Annotated in this window: 17 protein-coding genes and 1 pseudogene; 14 read left to right on the top strand and 4 right to left on the bottom strand. The window is 60.6% G+C overall.

Annotation, left to right across the window (positions count from 1 at the left end; all coding sequences use genetic code 11):
* Positions 1–13 precede the first annotated feature (13 nt).
* From AC2FMY_RS15050 to AC2FMY_RS15035, 4 genes are all read left to right on the top strand, one after another.
* Complete coding sequence (locus tag AC2FMY_RS15050) at positions 14–922, top strand: DUF2927 domain-containing protein (RefSeq protein ID WP_496807651.1); 909 nt, start codon at positions 14–16, stop codon at positions 920–922.
* Positions 923–944: 22 nt separating this feature from the next.
* Positions 945–2,069, top strand: coding sequence for an SPFH domain-containing protein (locus AC2FMY_RS15045; protein ID WP_496807650.1), 1,125 nt, complete (start codon positions 945–947; stop codon positions 2,067–2,069).
* 65 nt (positions 2,070–2,134) lie between these two features.
* Positions 2,135–2,299: a hypothetical protein gene (locus tag AC2FMY_RS15040; protein WP_496807649.1), complete on the top strand. Its 165-nt coding sequence runs from the start codon at positions 2,135–2,137 to the stop codon at positions 2,297–2,299.
* 3 nt (positions 2,300–2,302) lie between these two features.
* The gene (locus AC2FMY_RS15035) at positions 2,303–3,436 is read left to right on the top strand and encodes a TFIIB-type zinc ribbon-containing protein (protein WP_480751142.1); all 1,134 of its coding nucleotides are present in this window, start codon (positions 2,303–2,305) and stop codon (positions 3,434–3,436) included.
* 81 nt (positions 3,437–3,517) lie between these two features.
* Here AC2FMY_RS15035 and AC2FMY_RS15030 read toward each other — a convergent pair whose 3' ends face one another.
* Positions 3,518–3,937: an Hsp20/alpha crystallin family protein gene (locus AC2FMY_RS15030; RefSeq protein ID WP_496807648.1), complete on the bottom strand. Its 420-nt coding sequence runs from the start codon at positions 3,935–3,937 to the stop codon at positions 3,518–3,520.
* 147 nt (positions 3,938–4,084) lie between these two features.
* On the opposite strand from AC2FMY_RS15030, the gene AC2FMY_RS15025 reads away from it, so the two are divergent.
* From AC2FMY_RS15025 to AC2FMY_RS14980, 10 genes are all read left to right on the top strand, one after another.
* Positions 4,085–4,753, top strand: a complete 669-nt coding sequence (locus AC2FMY_RS15025) for a nitroreductase (protein WP_480751178.1) — start codon at positions 4,085–4,087, stop codon at positions 4,751–4,753.
* On the top strand, positions 4,750–5,652 hold the full coding sequence (locus tag AC2FMY_RS15020; protein WP_496807647.1) for a carbohydrate kinase family protein: 903 nt from the start codon (positions 4,750–4,752) through the stop codon (positions 5,650–5,652). The genes AC2FMY_RS15025 and AC2FMY_RS15020 overlap by 4 nt, the downstream gene beginning before the upstream one ends.
* Positions 5,640–6,077, top strand: a complete 438-nt coding sequence (gene dtd / locus AC2FMY_RS15015; protein WP_496807646.1) for a D-aminoacyl-tRNA deacylase — start codon at positions 5,640–5,642, stop codon at positions 6,075–6,077. Before AC2FMY_RS15020 ends, dtd begins: the two co-directional genes overlap by 13 nt.
* Positions 6,074–7,180 carry a glycerate kinase type-2 family protein gene (locus AC2FMY_RS15010; protein ID WP_496807645.1) on the top strand — a complete coding sequence of 369 codons (1,107 nt, stop codon included), beginning with the start codon at positions 6,074–6,076 and terminating at the stop codon, positions 7,178–7,180. Before dtd ends, AC2FMY_RS15010 begins: the two co-directional genes overlap by 4 nt.
* Positions 7,181–7,231: 51 nt before the next feature.
* Entirely contained in the window at positions 7,232–7,570 is a 339-nt protein-coding gene (locus tag AC2FMY_RS15005) for a hypothetical protein (protein WP_480751150.1), read from the top strand.
* Positions 7,571–7,754: 184 nt separating this feature from the next.
* Entirely contained in the window at positions 7,755–9,338 is a 1,584-nt protein-coding gene (locus AC2FMY_RS15000) for an ABC transporter substrate-binding protein (RefSeq protein WP_480751152.1), read from the top strand.
* Positions 9,339–9,353: 15 nt separating this feature from the next.
* A complete protein-coding gene (locus tag AC2FMY_RS14995) occupies positions 9,354–10,310 on the top strand; it encodes an ABC transporter permease (RefSeq protein WP_480751154.1) in 957 nt (318 codons plus the stop codon).
* A complete protein-coding gene (locus tag AC2FMY_RS14990; RefSeq protein WP_480751180.1) occupies positions 10,310–11,125 on the top strand; it encodes an ABC transporter permease in 816 nt (271 codons plus the stop codon). The genes AC2FMY_RS14995 and AC2FMY_RS14990 overlap by 1 nt, the downstream gene beginning before the upstream one ends.
* Complete coding sequence (locus AC2FMY_RS14985) at positions 11,122–12,759, top strand: ABC transporter ATP-binding protein (protein ID WP_480751156.1); 1,638 nt, start codon at positions 11,122–11,124, stop codon at positions 12,757–12,759. The genes AC2FMY_RS14990 and AC2FMY_RS14985 overlap by 4 nt, the downstream gene beginning before the upstream one ends.
* A 140-nt stretch (positions 12,760–12,899) precedes the next feature.
* Positions 12,900–13,736 (top strand): alkaline phosphatase family protein, encoded by an 837-nt coding sequence (locus AC2FMY_RS14980; protein WP_496744982.1) that lies wholly within the window; start codon positions 12,900–12,902, stop codon positions 13,734–13,736.
* Positions 13,737–13,956: 220 nt separating this feature from the next.
* On the opposite strand, the pseudogene AC2FMY_RS14975 reads toward AC2FMY_RS14980, so the two are convergent.
* From AC2FMY_RS14975 to AC2FMY_RS14965, 3 genes and pseudogenes are all read right to left on the bottom strand, one after another.
* Positions 13,957–14,304, bottom strand: a pseudogene (locus AC2FMY_RS14975) (DDE-type integrase/transposase/recombinase); the annotation flags it as partial.
* 7 nt (positions 14,305–14,311) lie between these two features.
* Positions 14,312–14,443 carry a transposase gene (locus AC2FMY_RS14970; protein WP_496744987.1) on the bottom strand — a complete coding sequence of 44 codons (132 nt, stop codon included), beginning with the start codon at positions 14,441–14,443 and terminating at the stop codon, positions 14,312–14,314.
* Between the two features lie 95 nt (positions 14,444–14,538).
* The gene (locus AC2FMY_RS14965; RefSeq protein WP_496744983.1) at positions 14,539–15,150 is read right to left on the bottom strand and encodes a hypothetical protein; all 612 of its coding nucleotides are present in this window, start codon (positions 15,148–15,150) and stop codon (positions 14,539–14,541) included.
* Positions 15,151–15,517 lie beyond the last annotated feature (367 nt).

Raw genomic sequence — 15,517 nt, 5'->3', positions numbered from 1 at the left:
AATCTGCGCCCTGTTGGCATTGGTTGGCTGCGATGTCGATGGGCCGCCTTTACCAGTACCGCAGGAACGCCCGGCGACGTCGGCCCCTCCTGCCAACGCCTATGTCCCACCCTCGGCACAAAGCCAGGACCTGGCCCGGTACTATGAAAAGGTGCAAGGCGATCTGCTGACGCGGGGGTTGCTGCGCACGGATGGCGGCGGCCCGGATACGCCTTATGATGCGCAAGATCTTGTCCGGAATTTCGAAACCATTGCGTTCTACAGCGAGTATTCCGGTCAGAGCGTCTCGAGCACTCCTCGCCGCACCAGCGGGCGTCTCAGCCGATGGGTCGATTCGGTCCGGATCAGTGTCGACTATGGCCCAAGCGTTCCGCCCGAGCGCAGACAGAAGGACAGTGCGCGGGTGAAATCCTATGCTGCGCGGCTTTCACGCGTCACGGGTCATCCGATCTCCACCACTGACCAGAACTCCAATTTCCATGTCTTCATCGCAGGTGACGATGACACGGCCTATGTTCAAGACCGGCTGCGGCAACTGATCCCGAATATCGGACAGGCCCAGCTTGATTTGTTCAACGATCTGCCCCGCGCGTTCTATTGCTTTGTCTTCGCGTCCGCCGGCGGCGGGTCAAGCCACACCTACACGCGTGCCGTCGCTTTGATAAGGGCGGAGCATCCCGACCTCGTGCGGCTCAGTTGTATTCACGAAGAGATTGCGCAGGGCCTCGGACTGCCCAATGACAGCCCTGCCGCGCGGCCCTCAATTTTCAATGATGATGACGAGTTCGCCCTGCTGACCAGTCACGACGAAAAGTTACTGATGATGCTTTACGATCCTCGGCTGAAGCCGGGCATGACCGCCGCTGAGGCACGCCCAGTGACCGAGGATATTGCAAGAGAATTGATGGGGCAGCCGCTCTGACAGCTTTGACAGGAGAAAACCCATGGGAATTTTCGATTTTCTGACCGGTGAGTTCATCGATGTCATTCATTGGGTGGACGACACTCGCGACACAATGGTCTGGCGGTTCGAGCGTGAGGGGCATGAGATCAAGTACGGTGCCAAGTTGACCGTGCGCGAGGGGCAATCGGCGGTGTTTGTACATGAAGGGCAACTGGCGGATGTGTTCACGCCCGGCCTGTACATGTTGGAAACCAACAACATGCCGATCCTGACCACCTTGCAGCACTGGGATCACGGCTTCAAAAGCCCTTTCAAATCCGAGATCTATTTCGTCAACACGACGCGTTTCAATGATCTGAAATGGGGCACCAAGAACCCGATCATGCTGCGTGATCCGGAGTTTGGTCCCACCCGCATTCGCGCCTTTGGCACCTATACAATTCGGGTCAAGGACCCGGCGCGGTTCCTGGTGGAAATTGTCGGTACCGATGGCGAATTCACCATGGACGAGATCAGTTTTCAGATCCGCAACATCATCGTTCAGGAATTTTCCCGAGTGATCGCAGGCTCGGGAATTCCGGTTCTGGACATGGCGGCCAACACCGCCGATCTGGGCAAGCTGATCGCTGCCGAAGTGTCGCCGGTTCTGGATGCCTATGGCCTGGAAATGCCTGAATTCTATATCGAAAACATCTCGCTGCCACCTGCTGTCGAGGCCGCTTTGGACAAGCGCACGTCGATGGGGTTGGCGGGTGATCTGGGCAAGTTCACCCAGTATTCGGCAGCCGAAGCGATGACCGCAGCGGCCAGCAATCCCGGTCAGGGCGGCGGCATGGGCGCCGGTCTTGGCATGGGAATGGGTATGGCGATGGCGCAGCAGATGGCGACCAGCCAGCCGCGCGGCCCATGGGGAGCGCCTGCCGCAGCTGCGCAAGCGGCTCCGCCGCCGCCACCTCCGGTCGAACATGTCTGGCATGTCGCGGTGAATGGAGAGACCTCTGGGCCGTTCTCGAAGGCCAGGCTGGGACGGATGGCGGCGAATGGAGAGATCACGCGCGACACTTATGTCTGGACTGCAGGTCAGGACGGCTGGAAACGGGCGGAAGATGTGCAGGAACTGGCACAGCTTTTCACCGTCCTGCCACCCCCGCCGCCGGGTGCGTGACGGAAGCAACATCCAGATGCGTAGCTGCGAAGTGTTCATTTTGTACTGATTTTGAGGGGGTAGTTGTGCGAATTGTACAACGCATATCGGGACCCTTGGCAGGCAGTTCGCTTGAGGTGGCCCGCATTTCCGTGATGTTGGTGGCGCTGCTTCACGCCGTTGTCGCCATCTGGCACCAGGCCGTCAGAAAGGATGGCACCATGACCCGGATGACAAAGGCAAAGGCCTGACCCATGACCGCTGCTCCACCGCCCCCGCCAACCGACACCTCTGGTCCTGCCGTGCAGGAGCATCGCTTTCCCTGCGCGCAATGCGGGGCGGATTATCGGTTCAATCCGAAACAAGGGGCGTTGGTGTGCGACCACTGCGGCCATTCCGAAGCCATCGGCGCCGGTCCCTGGGGCGGGGCCAGCCTGCGCGAACTGGATTTCGATGCGGCCCTGGCCGAACGCCTGCCCGATGCAGAGATGGAAGAGACGCGGGTGCTGGCCTGTCCCAACTGTGCCGCCCAGGTCGAGTTCGATCCGGATACCCACGCCGCCGAATGCCCGTTCTGCGCGACGCCGGTCGTGACGGGAACCGGTATTCACCGGCATATCAAGCCGCGCGGTGTGCTGCCGTTTGCGTTGGATGAGCGCACGGCGCACAAGGCCATGTCGGATTGGCTGGGCCGGTTGTGGTTCGCCCCCAGCGGCCTGAAGGAATACGCGCGAAAAGGCCGCCGGATGGAGGGGATATACGTTCCCTACTGGACGTTCGATGCCGACACGAAATCGGCCTATCGGGGTGAACGCGGAGACGTCTATTACGAAACCCGTACCGTCATGAGGGATGGAAAGCGGGTGCAGCAGCAGGTTCAGAAAGTACGCTGGTCATCCAGATCCGGGCGCGTTGCGCGGTTCTTTGACGACGTGCTGGTGCTGGCGTCCACTTCCCTGCCCAAAAGCTATACCGACGCGCTGCAGCCGTGGGACCTGCCTGCGCTGGAACCCTATCAGCCCGAATACCTGGCCGGTTATCGGGCCGAAGCCTATACCGTCGGGCTGGCCGACGGGTACGCCGAGGCGCGGGCCCATATGGCGCGCGTGATCGAACGCGACGTCAGATTCGACATAGGCGGCGACCGACAGCGGATCCACGGCATCGAAACCGATGTGCGCGACGTCACCTTCAAACATATTCTGCTGCCGGTGTGGATGGCGGCCTATAAATATCGCGGCCAGACCTATCGCTTTGTCATCAACGGCAGAACAGGGCAGGTTCAGGGAGAACGCCCCTGGTCGGCGATCAAGATCACCATCGCGGTTCTTCTGGGCCTGCTTGTCGCCGCCGGGATCGGCTATCTGACGGCAACCGGCCAACAGTGAAACGGCGTGTTCCCATGTAAAGGGCATTGGCAGGGAATACCGCCAATGCCCGGGTTTCACCTTTGGCCTTGCCGCCAGCCGTCAGTTGCGCGAAATCTCGATCTTTTTCGCCGTTTCGGCTTTTTCAGCGGGCTTTTTCGGCACTGTCACATGCAGCACGCCGTCTTTCATCCTGGCGCTTGCCTTGGCGGCGTCGGCGTCATCAGGCAGCCGGAAGGACCGGCGGAAAGCGCCGTATTGACGTTCCGAGAAGTACCAGGTGTCACCCTTTTTCTCCTCGTGGGTTTTTTTCTCGCCCCGGACGGTGACGACGCCTTCTTCGACGGTCAGTTCGATATCCTCGTCCGACACGCCCGGAAGCTCCATCGATATGTCATAGGCATTGTCGTTGCCCGATGCCTCGGTCGCCGGGCTGAGCCAGTCGGCCAGTTTTGCACCGAAGTGCCGGAACGGGTCATAAAGCGAGGGCCAGAGGCCCGCGTGATCGGATTTTTCAACCATGTTCAGTCCTCCATTTTGCGTTTATCGGATTATCGCACAAAGCGCCGGGTTGCGCCTTGATGCGCCTCAAGATCCGGCAGGACTGTCCGCTTGCGCCGAAGCGAATCTGCGGCCATTCTGCGCCGCGACATGAAGGGGGTGCGGCGCATGACATTGGCGGTTCTGGATGAGTTGTTGGCCCAGCGGCATTCCTGCCGCGCCTTTCGCCCGGACCCGGTGCCGCGAACGGATATCGAGCAGATACTGAACAGTGCGCGCAAGGTTCCCAGCTGGTGCAATGCACAGCCCTGGCAGGTCATCATAACCTCGGGCGACGAGACCGAAGCCTTTCGCACCGCCCTGCAACAGGAGGCGCAAACCGCGCCCGTCACCCCTGACCTGCCGTTTCCCAGTTCTTATTCCGGTGTCTATCTGGACCGTCGCCGCGCCTGCGGCTGGGCGTTGTATGAAGCGGTCGGGGTGGAAAAGGGCGACCGCGCGGGATCAGCCCGGCAGATGATGGAGAATTTCGCCCTGTTCGGGGCGCCGCATTGTGCGATCGTGTCCAGCCCGGCGGAGCTTGGGGGCTATGGCGCGATGGATTGCGGCGGGTTCGTGACGGCCTTTGCCCTGGCCGCCCGGGCCCTGGGGGTTGCGACCATTCCGCAGGCGGCGGTCGCCTCGTACGGGCCGTTCCTGCACCGGTATTTCGGCATCGGCGACGACCGGCTGGTTCTGTGCGCGATTTCCTTTGGCTATCCGGACCCCGATCACCCCGCCAACGCGTTCAGAACGCCTCGTGCGGGGGTGGAGGACTTTGTCGATTGGCGCGGATGAGCGGCCCCTTGATCCTGTGCTGCGGCGAGGCGGTGCTGGACCTTGTTCCGGCGCGGCTTGAAGGCGGGGACGACGGGTTTCGCCCGGTTCCCGGCGGGGCGGCGGTCAATACGGCGGTGGCACTGGCGCGACTTGGGGTTTCATCCGGGTTTTTCGGAGCACTTTCGACCGACCCGATGGGCGAGCGGCTTGGGGCGCATCTGCGGCGCGAGGGGGTCGATGCAGGGTTTGCGGTCAGGCTTGATGCGCCATCCACCGTTGCCTTGGCGCACCCTTTGCCGGATGGAACGCGGTTCGATCTGTTCGATGACGGCAGCGCCGGGCGCGGGCTGAGGCAGGTGCCCGATCTGCCCGATGATGTCGGGGCCATGGTCTTTGGGGGCGTGAGCCTGATCCACGCGCCGTCTGCCGAGGTTTTCGCCGGGCTGGCGCAGACGGCCCGGGGGCCGCTGATCTGGCTGGACCTGAATATCCGGCCCGGCCTTGTGACCGACGACAAGGCCTATCGCGCGCGGTTGGCGCGGCTGATCGGGGCCGCGCATGTGGTCAAGGTGTCGGACGAGGATCTGGACTGGTTCGGCCCCCTGCCCCCGCTGCGCGCGGATCAACTGATGATACGGACCCGTGGCGCGCGGGGGGCGACCGTGCGGCTGGGTCCGCACGAGCTCAGCGAGGCCGCGCCCGAGGTCAAGGTGAGCGACACGGTGGGTGCCGGCGACATATTCACGGCGGGGTTTCTGGCGTATGTGTACCGGCGGCGGCAATTGCGCACGCCGCTCGGTCTGAGCGGTGACGCGTTGCGCGGGGCGCTGCGCGCCGGTATCCGGGCCGCCAGCCTGAGCGTCGCGCGTCCGGGCGCGGAGGCACCCGAATTGGAGGAGATGGAATGCGTGCTTTGATCCAACGTGTGACGCGGGCGGCGGTGTCGGTCGATGGCGCGGTGATCGGCAAGACCGGACCGGGCCTGATGATACTGGTTTGCGCCATGCAGGGCGACGGCGAGGCGCAGGCGGACCAGCTGGCGGCGAAGATTTCCAAGCTGCGCGTGTTCAAGGACGAGGCGGGCAAGATGAACCGCTCGGTTCTGGATATCGGCGGCTCGGCCCTTGTGGTCAGCCAGTTCACGCTGGCGGCCGATACATCGCGCGGGAACCGGCCCGGATTCTCTGCGGCGGCCGCGCCCGACGAGGGAGAGCGGTTGTATGAGTATTTTGCCGCAAAACTCGCCTCGCACGGCGTTCCTGTCGAGACCGGGCAGTTTGGGGCGGATATGGCGGTGGAACTGGTCAATGACGGCCCGGTGACGATCTGGATGGACATATGAACAAGGCACGGGAAACGGCGCGATCGATCTGGCAGGCCGGTGTGGATGCGGTCGGAGGCTACAAGGCGACCGAAACCGCCCTTGCGGACAAGGCACGGCCCGACCGGATTCTGGCGGTCGGCAAGGCGGCGGGCGCGATGGCGCGGGCCGCTTTGGACCGGTTCGGAGACCTGCCCTGTCTGGTCGTTACCAAGGATGGCCATGGCGACGGGTTGCCAAGGCATGTGCACCTGATCGAGGCCTCGCATCCGGTGCCCGATGTCCGCAGCCTGACAGGTGGCCGGGCATTGCGCGAGGCGGCGGAGCAGATGGCGCCGACAGAGCGGCTGCTGCTGCTGGTCTCGGGCGGCGCCTCGTCCCTGGCCGAGGATCTGGTGCCCGGGAAGACGCTGGATGACCTCTCGGCATTGAACAGGCGTCTGCTGGCGACCGGGTTGGATATCGGGGCGATGAATGCCGAGCGCCGCACGATGTCCCGCGTCAAGGGCGGCGGGCTTTTGTCTGGGTTCAAGGGCGCGCGGGTCGACGTTCTGGCGATTTCGGATGTTCCGGGGGATGATCTGATGGTGATCGGTTCGGGCATCGGCGCCCTGCCCGAATCCTGCGGATACGAGGCCAGCACCCGCGTCATCGCATCGAACGCGCATGCGCGGCAGGCGGCTGCGCAAGCCGCCGAAAGGTTGGGCCTTGCGGTGGCGGCGAATGAAGAGGCCCTGCATGATGAACTTGGGCGTCTGGCATCCAGCCTTGGTCCGCGCATCCGAGACATGGCCCGTGGCGTGATGATTTTTGGCGGCGAACCGACAGTGATGCTGCCCGAGCAGCCGGGGCGTGGCGGGCGGAATCAGGCGCTGGCCCTGGCGCTGGCCCGCGAGATCGCGGGGTGTGTCGGGATCACCGTGGTTGTTGGCGGCACGGACGGCACGGACGGCCCGACCGACGCCGCCGGAGCCATCGTCGACGGCAACATCTGGGGTGATGGCGCGGCAGAGGCATTGGAGCGGGCCGACAGCGGAACCTATCTGGAACAATGCGGGGCGCTGCTGAAGACCGGGCCGACCGGCACCAACGTCATGGACCTGCTGGTCGCAATCAGGGCATAGATTGGCGCGAATCCCCTTTCAGGCCGGCGACGTGCCTCTCAGAGTTCGGGGATGACCACCGGCAACGCGTTTCAGCGTGAAATCGAGAAAACTCCTGCATCGGGCATCGCGCGACCTGAGTGGCGACGGCTGTCTGCAAGACGATTCCGACAGGTGAATCATGGACACTCCGAACTGGCCGGGAACTGCATTCATGAATATAGTGGCTGCGTCAGCGGCATCACGAGGAACCTACGGGCAAATCATCCCTTCCCTGTTTCGCCTCACCGGAAATTGATGGCACATTTTCCGAAACGTGGGATTGCGCATTCACCCCTTCTATGCCGGACCAAGGAAAAAACGCTGGAATTCAGGCAGTTTTCATCTTGGCATCACGAAGAAAGCCTATGAAGCCGCACAGAGGTTCCATGAAAGAGGAAGACAACACGGAGATAACGCCACAATAAATGACATCTAACAGCAGGCAGGACGAAAGATTAGTGCTTGCCGGAGGATCGATATTCCGCCTACATTGACTCGTCCGTCAATAAAAAACGCCAGCGAATGGCACAGAATGCTCAATTGGGAGATACTTATGAACGAACAACTCACTCACATGACCGGTCAGGTGACCGCGGGCAAGCTGACCCGCCGCGAATTCATGGGGAAAGCGGCGGCGCTTGGCGTCTCGGCGGCCATGGCCAGCACAATGTTTGCGAATGCGGCCAAGGCAGCGGGACCGAACAAGGGCGGCGATCTGAAAATCGGCTCCATTGGTGGCGAATCGACGAACTCCCTCGACCCTGCATCCTATGCGAGCCAGGTGCCCGCTCTTAACGGCCGCCAGTTCGGCGACACCCTTGTGGTGGTTTCACCGGACGGTTCGATTGAATCGCGTCTGGCCGAAAGTGTTGAGGCCAGCGCAGATGCCAAGGTCTGGAATTTCAAGATCCGTCAGGGAGTCGAATTTCACAACGGCAAGACCCTGACCAGCGAAGACGTGCTGAAGACCATGCAGCGCCATTCGGACGAAAATTCGAAGTCGGGCGCCTTGGGCATCATGAAGGAAATCGAGTCGATGAAGGCCGATGGAGACACGTTCTCTGTCACCCTGAACAACCCGAACGCCGACTTGCCGTATCTCATGGCCGACTATCACCTGATCATTCAGCCGGATGGCGGCATGGACAACCCGGGCGCAGGCATCGGAACCGGCCCGTACAAGCTTGAAGTAGACGAGCCGGGTGTGCGTCACGCCTTCACAAAGTTCGAGAACTACTGGGCTGATAACGGCCATTTTGACAGCGTCGAGATTATCGCCATCAATGACTCCACCGCACGCACGGCAGCGCTGCAATCCGGACAGGTCCACCTGATCAACCGGGTTGAACCCAAGGTTGCAGGACTTCTGAGCCGCGCACCGGGCCTGACGGTGCAACCTACGACAGGGCGCGGGCACTATGTCTTTATCATGCACGGTGACACGGCACCATTCGACAACAACGAACTTCGTTTGGCTCTGAAATACGCCATCAACCGCGAAGAGCTGGTCGAGAAGATCCTTCAGGGCTATGGCAGCGTCGGCAATGATATCCCGATCAACGCGGCTTATCCGCTATTTGACGATACGATCCCGCAGCGTGCGTTCGACCTCGACAAGGCAGCCGAACACTACAAGGCATCCGGCCATGATGGATCACCGATCATTCTGCGCACCTCCGAAGTCGCCTTCCCGGGCGCAGTGGATGCCGCAGCACTGTTCCAGCAATCCGCTGCGCAGGCCGGTATCCCACTGGAAATTAAGCGCGAACCGGGCGATGGCTACTGGTCCGAGGTCTGGAACGTGCAGCCCTTCTGCGCTTCTTACTGGACCGGGCGCCCGGTACAGGACCAGATGTATTCCACCGCGTACCTTTCGACAGCCGATTGGAACGACACGCGCTGGAAGCGGCCGGAATTCGACGACATGCTGAACCAGGCGAAGGGCGAGCTCGACACCGCCAAACGCAAGGAGCTCTATTCCCAAATGGGTCGTCTGTTGAACGAAGAGGGTGGCCTGATCTGTCCGATGTTCAACCAGTTCATTGACGGTGTCAGCGACAAGCTGGCCGGTTGGGAAGCTGACCCATATGATGAACTGATGGGCGGTCAGGCGACTCGCAAGATGTGGTTCGCCTGACTCGGGTTCCTCAGAATGCACCCGATCATCAAACTGGTTTCCCAGCGCCTTGCGCTGGGACTCCTTTTGCTCATTGGCGCTTCGGCCCTGATCTTTGGCCTGACCGAAGCCCTGCCCGGAGACGCCGCGCAAGCCGTCCTGGGCCAGTCCGCAACCCCGGAATCCCTCGCCAACCTGCGCGAGGAAATGGGCCTCGACCGTCCTGCCCTGACCCGGTACTTCGATTGGTTGGGCGGCATCGTGCAAGGCGACCTTGGCCAGTCGCTGACCAACAAGCTGGACATCGCCGAAAGCATCGGCAAGCGGCTTGGGAATACACTGTTTCTGGCCTGCGTAGCGGCGATCGTATCGGTTCCGCTGGCGATCTTTCTGGGCCTGCTGGCCGTCCGGTATCGCAACCGCTGGCCTGACAAACTGATTTCTGCCGTCACCCTGACGACGGTTTCGATCCCCGAATTCCTCATCGGCTATGTGCTGGTCTATTTCATCTCGGTGAAACTGGGATGGTTCTCGTCGCTGGCGATGGTCAACGACTCCATGTCTTTCGGTGAAAGGCTTTACGCCATTGCGCTGCCCGCCTTGGTTCTGACGCTGGTGGTATTGGCGCAGATGATGCGGATGACGCGGGCGGCGATCCTGAACCTGATGCAGTCGGCCTATATCGAAACGGCCGAGCTGAAAGGGTTGTCCACTTTTCAGGTCATCGCAAGGCATGCGTTTCCGAACGCCATTTCGCCCATCGTGAACGTCGTCATGCTGAACCTGGCCTATCTGGTGGTCGGTGTTGTCGTCGTCGAGGTGGTGTTCGTCTATCCCGGCATGGGGCAATACCTTGTGGATGCGGTGACCAAGCGCGACGTGCCGGTTGTTCTGGCCTGCGGCGTGGTGTTCGCTGCCGTCTATATCGGCCTGAACATGGTGGCAGACATCGTGTCGATCCTTGCCAACCCAAGATTGAGGCACCCGAAATGATCAAGAATATTCCTCTTTCGGCGCTGATCGGCCTGTTCTTCACCGGCCTCTATTTCTTTGTGGCGTTCACGGCGCCGCTGATCGCCCCTTATGGAATGGCCGAGGTTGTGGGCGACGTGTGGGAACCCGCCAGCGCCGAGCACCTGCTGGGCACCGACAATATCGGCCGCGACCTGCTGACCCGCATGATCTATGGTGGGCGCACGACGATTTTCATCGCCGCGGCGGCGACGATCCTGAGTTTCGCGACCGGAACCTCTCTGGGGTTGCTGGCAGCGGTTCTGGGGGGATGGGCCGATCAGGTTCTCAGCCGGGCAGTCGATCTGGTGATGTCGATCCCGACACTGATTCTGGCGCTGGTGGTGCTGGCAATCGTACCCGTGACCGTCCCGATCCTGATTTTGGTAATGGGCCTTCTGGATGCGACGCGCCCCTATCGCCTGTCGCGATCCGTTGCCGTGGACATCAACGTGATGGACTATGTCGAAGCCGCAAAGCTGCGTGGTGAGGGCCGGGTCTGGATCATCTTCCGGGAAATCCTGCCGAATGCCCTGTCGCCGCTGGTGGCTGAATTCGGCCTGCGGTTCATCTTCATGGTGCTGTTCATTTCGACCCTGTCCTTCCTGGGACTGGGCGTGCAGCCGCCGCTGGCCGACTGGGGCGGCATCGTGAAGGAAAACAAGGACGGCATCGTCTATGGCATCGGAGCGGCCCTGTGGCCCGCAGTCGCCATCGCGACGCTGGCCATTTCGGTCAACCTTGTGGCCGACTGGGTGCTGAACCGCACCACATCGCTGAAAGGAGGCCGGGGATGAGCGAACCACTTCTCAAGGTCCGTGGCCTAAAAATCGGCGCGACTGTCTATCCGCCGGGCGAAAAGCCCCATGACATCGAAATCGTGCACGGGGTCGATTTCGACCTGGAACGCGGCAAGGTGCTGGGGCTGATCGGGGAATCCGGGGCCGGCAAGTCCACCATCGGCCTTGCCTCGATGGCCTATGGCCGGGGCGGGGTCAAAATCACCGGCGGCGAAGTCTGGGTGAACGGGCGCGATATCATGAAGTCGTCCCTGGGTGACATCCGCAACCTGCGCGGCGGCGAGGTGACCTATGTCTCGCAATCCGCGGCGGCATCGTTCAACCCGGCCAAGAAGATCATGGATCAGGTTGTCGAAGCGGCGGTCGAGCACAAGAAATTCTCGCGCAAGCAGGCTGAAGCACGCGCGCGGGAACTGTTTGCCAAGCTGGGCCTGCCCGATCCCGACAATATCGGTGATCGTTACCCGCACCAGGTCTCGGGCGGCCAGCTGCAGCGCTGCATGACCGCGCTGGCGCTGTGTCCGGAACCCGATCTGGTGGTCTTCGACGAACCCACCACGGCGCTGGATGTGACCACCCAGATCGACGTTCTGATGGCGATCAAGGAAGCCATCGCAGATACCGGCGTGGCGGCGCTTTACATCACCCACGACCTTGCCGTCGTGGCGCAGGTGAGCGACGAGATCATGGTGCTGAGGATGGGCAATACGGTCGAATATGGCTCGACCGACCAGATCATCAACAACCCGCAGGAGGAGTATACCCAGGCGCTGGTCTCGGTCCGCTCCATCGAGCACGAGGAAAAACAGCCCACGCCCGAAGCGGTGCTGACCGTCGACGGGATCACCGCGCGGTACAAGGGGCTGAATTTCGACGTGCTGCACAACGTCAATGTCGAGCTTCATCCCGGGCAGACGCTGGCGATCGTGGGCGAATCCGGCTCGGGCAAATCCACGCTGGCGCGGGTGATCACCGGGCTGTTGCCGCCGCGCGATGGCTCGATCACTTTTGCCGGACGCAAGCTGTCGCGTGATCTGGCCGGGCGATCCCGCGAGGATCTGCGTGAGTTGCAGATGATCTATCAGATGGCCGATGTCGCGATGAACCCCCGCCAGACTGTGGGTACGATCATCGGACGACCGCTGGAGTTCTATTTCGGTATGCGCGGATCGGAAAAGCGCAAGCGGGTCATCGAATTGCTGGACGAGATCGAACTGGGCGAAAAATTCATCGACCGCTATCCGGCGGAGCTGTCGGGCGGCCAGAAACAGCGGGTCTGCATCGCCCGCTCGCTGGCGGCCAAGCCCAAGATGATCATCTGTGACGAGGTCACCTCGGCGCTTGATCCGCTGGTGGCGGACGGCATTCTGAAACTGCTGCTGGATCTGCAGAAGATCGAGGATGTGGCCTATCTGTTCATCACCCACGATCTGGCGACGGTGCGCGCCATCAGTGACAGTATCGCGGTGATGTATCAGGGGCGCGTTGTCCGCTATGGCTCGAAATCGCAGGTGCTGAACCCGCCCTTTGACGACTATACCGATCTGCTGCTCAGCTCGGTGCCCGAGATGCATCTGGGCTGGTTGGAAGAAGTGGTTGCGCATCGCAAGATGGAGAGCGCGGGGAACTGATCCCGTTTCGAAAAACGTTAATCCCGGCTTTTGCCTGACGGCAGAGGTCGGGATTTTACCATTCGGGGCGTGAACTGGCAGGCCTGTGCGCCGCTCTTCGCTAGTCTCGGCCAAAACTGACCCTCGCAACGGAGCACGCGATGGACCGCAAATTGCTGTTGATCATTCTGGACGGCGTACCGTACCGGAATTTCCGCCGTCTGTTCGGCAATCTCGAAGGCTGGGTGGACAGCGGCGAGGCGCGGGTGTGGAAGCTGCGCGCGGTGCTGCCCTCGACTTCGGCAAGCTGCTATGCCTCGATCCATACCGGCGTCACCCCGCAGGAACACGGCTGTACCGGCAACGGCAACGTGTTTCGTCTGAACCACAAGGACATCTTTAGCCAGGTGCGCCAGGCAGGCGGTGTCACCGGCGCGGTCACGCACAGCTTTTGGTCGCAATTCTTCAACCGTCATCCGTTCGATTATGTCCGCGACATCGAATATGACGAACCCGAGAGCACGACCATCAATCATGGCCGGTTCCATTCGATGACCGGGTATGGCCATGCCAACCAGATGACGCCGTCGGATGTCGACCTGTTCGCGACACTGACCAATCTGTGTCTGCGCTTCGGTCTGGATTACGGTATTTTGCACACCTGCACGCTCGACAGTATGGGGCACCGCTTTTTCCACGAATGCGAGGAAATGGATCATGCCTGTTTTGTCATGGACGAGATGCTGGCCCCGTTCATCCCGCGGTGGCGCCAGTTGGGGTATGACGTGATCGTCACCGCAGATCACGGCCAGGACGAGCGTGGCCATCATGGCGGGCGCAGCGAGTTGCAACAGGAAACGGCGCTCTATTACTTCGGGGATGCCGACGGGCCGGAACCGGTTGCGGTGATCGACCAGTTGCAACTGGCACCGACTGTTCTGGACCGGCTGGGGGCGCCCATTGCCGATACCATGAAGGCAAAGCCGTTCTTATCGTGACCCGCTTTCAACTGGCGCTGGAAAGGCGATTGCAACGCCTTTCCCGTAAGCGTCCGATGAACCCGACCTAGCAACTGTATTTCTCAGGCGGTCTGAGCCGACCAGTTTTGCCGAGATTTTAGGAGTGCGTTCGCGATTGTAACGAGCTTTCTAGCGACTGCTGTGATGATGACTTGGGGTCGTGGACCTGTCCCGTTTTTGTGCCGCCCCAGGTGCTCGTTTAGGCCACTTTCCGTTCGAAAGCGACCGGGCTTTTCCAGCCGAGGGCTGAGTGCCGCCTTCGCGGATTGTAGAAACCGTTGATGTATTGGAAGATGGCCAGTTCCGCATCTCTGCGCGTCTGCCACGACCTGCGCCAGATCAGCTCCGCCTTGATCGTCTTGCAGAACGCTTCAACGGCGGAGTTGTCATAGCAGTTGCCCTTGCCGCTCATCGACACCTGGAATCCGTGCTGGCGCAGGAGTTTCTGATAGTCGTGCGAACAGTATTGGCTGCCACGGTCGGTGTGGTGAATGCAACCTGTTGGTGGCTGACGCAGCGCCACAGCCATCTTCAACGCTCGGATCGCCCCCCTCTCATCGCCGCAAGCGGCGACTGCCGGGCAGGCCAACACCCAAATCTGAAGCAACCTGCCTGCGCGTCAGCCCGCTCGTCAGCGCGATCCGCACCGCATCAGCGCGGAATTCGTCCGTCCGTTTCAGTCCCATAGTCAGTCTCCTTTGTTGCAATAAATGCTATCAAAGGAGCGGCATCAAACCGCGACACGTCCAAATTGCGCCACTGTCGATCATATCTGTTATGCTCATCTACTATCTTCTTCAGTTTTGTTTTGGTTAAAGTAGTCGCAGCGCTCTAAAAAATGGTCGCGCCGAAAGGGTGGCTCTTGTGGCAGCTCTGACAAAAAGCGCCAGTCCTGATCGCTGCACATGTATCGCCCTATTCCTAAGGTCCTCAGGTAGTGATCAAGTGGAACCCCATGATATTGTGAAATGCTATCCAAGCTGTCGTCACCACGCCATTTCCTGCTGGTTTCGGAATCGGAAAAAAACCGAAGCGAACAGTTTCCACCCAGAATACCATGGCCATCGTACAAAACTGCACAACCCACCTTTCGGCCAAGAACAGAGAAGCTAAGTAGCTTGGGATCTACTTCGTACCCCCATTGACGAACCGCAATGATCTTTTGATTGTCTTCGCCAATCGGGTGCAACAGCATGGTACCGTCAGATCGGACTCCAACTACAGTTCCGGTTACCTGAGGAAGCTGTTTTCCACGCGCTTCCAGCTCGGGTGTTACTGAAATCGCTGCAGACGGCATGCTCAGCAGGGCAACGACTGCTAACACTTGGATGCGCGCAAAGAGATTACTATTGTACATTTTTTTATCGTTATCGAAAACTTCTTTAAGTTGCAATTTATGCCACCATAACCACCTTTCCGCGCAAGTAACAATTTTCCTGACTTGAGGTCAACTTTTACTGCATCTCCCGCCATCCAACACCATCCGCACAGCACGCTCGCGTACTTCCGGTGAATACTTGTTCGTTGTCTTTGTCGTGATGCTCCATCCAATTCATGAGTTGGAGCCTCCGGCAAACCCGGTGCAGTTCAAGCCATCAAACCCGCATTTGGCTCTTCCATGTTAAGAGTGGAGCTGTTGCGCATCCACCACAGGGTGTTTCCGCTCCGTTTGCTTCCACAGTGCTTCCAGTAGTGGTGGCAAAACGTAAGAAGCGCCCCTTTGGGGCGTTAGAGTGTTGTATTTATGCGGTAATTTTGGT

It is taken from the genome of Ruegeria sp. YKSE079, from assembly GCF_059612845.1.
Note: the sequence above shows the minus strand (reverse complement) of the source record. Positions and strands in the feature narration are given on the sequence as shown.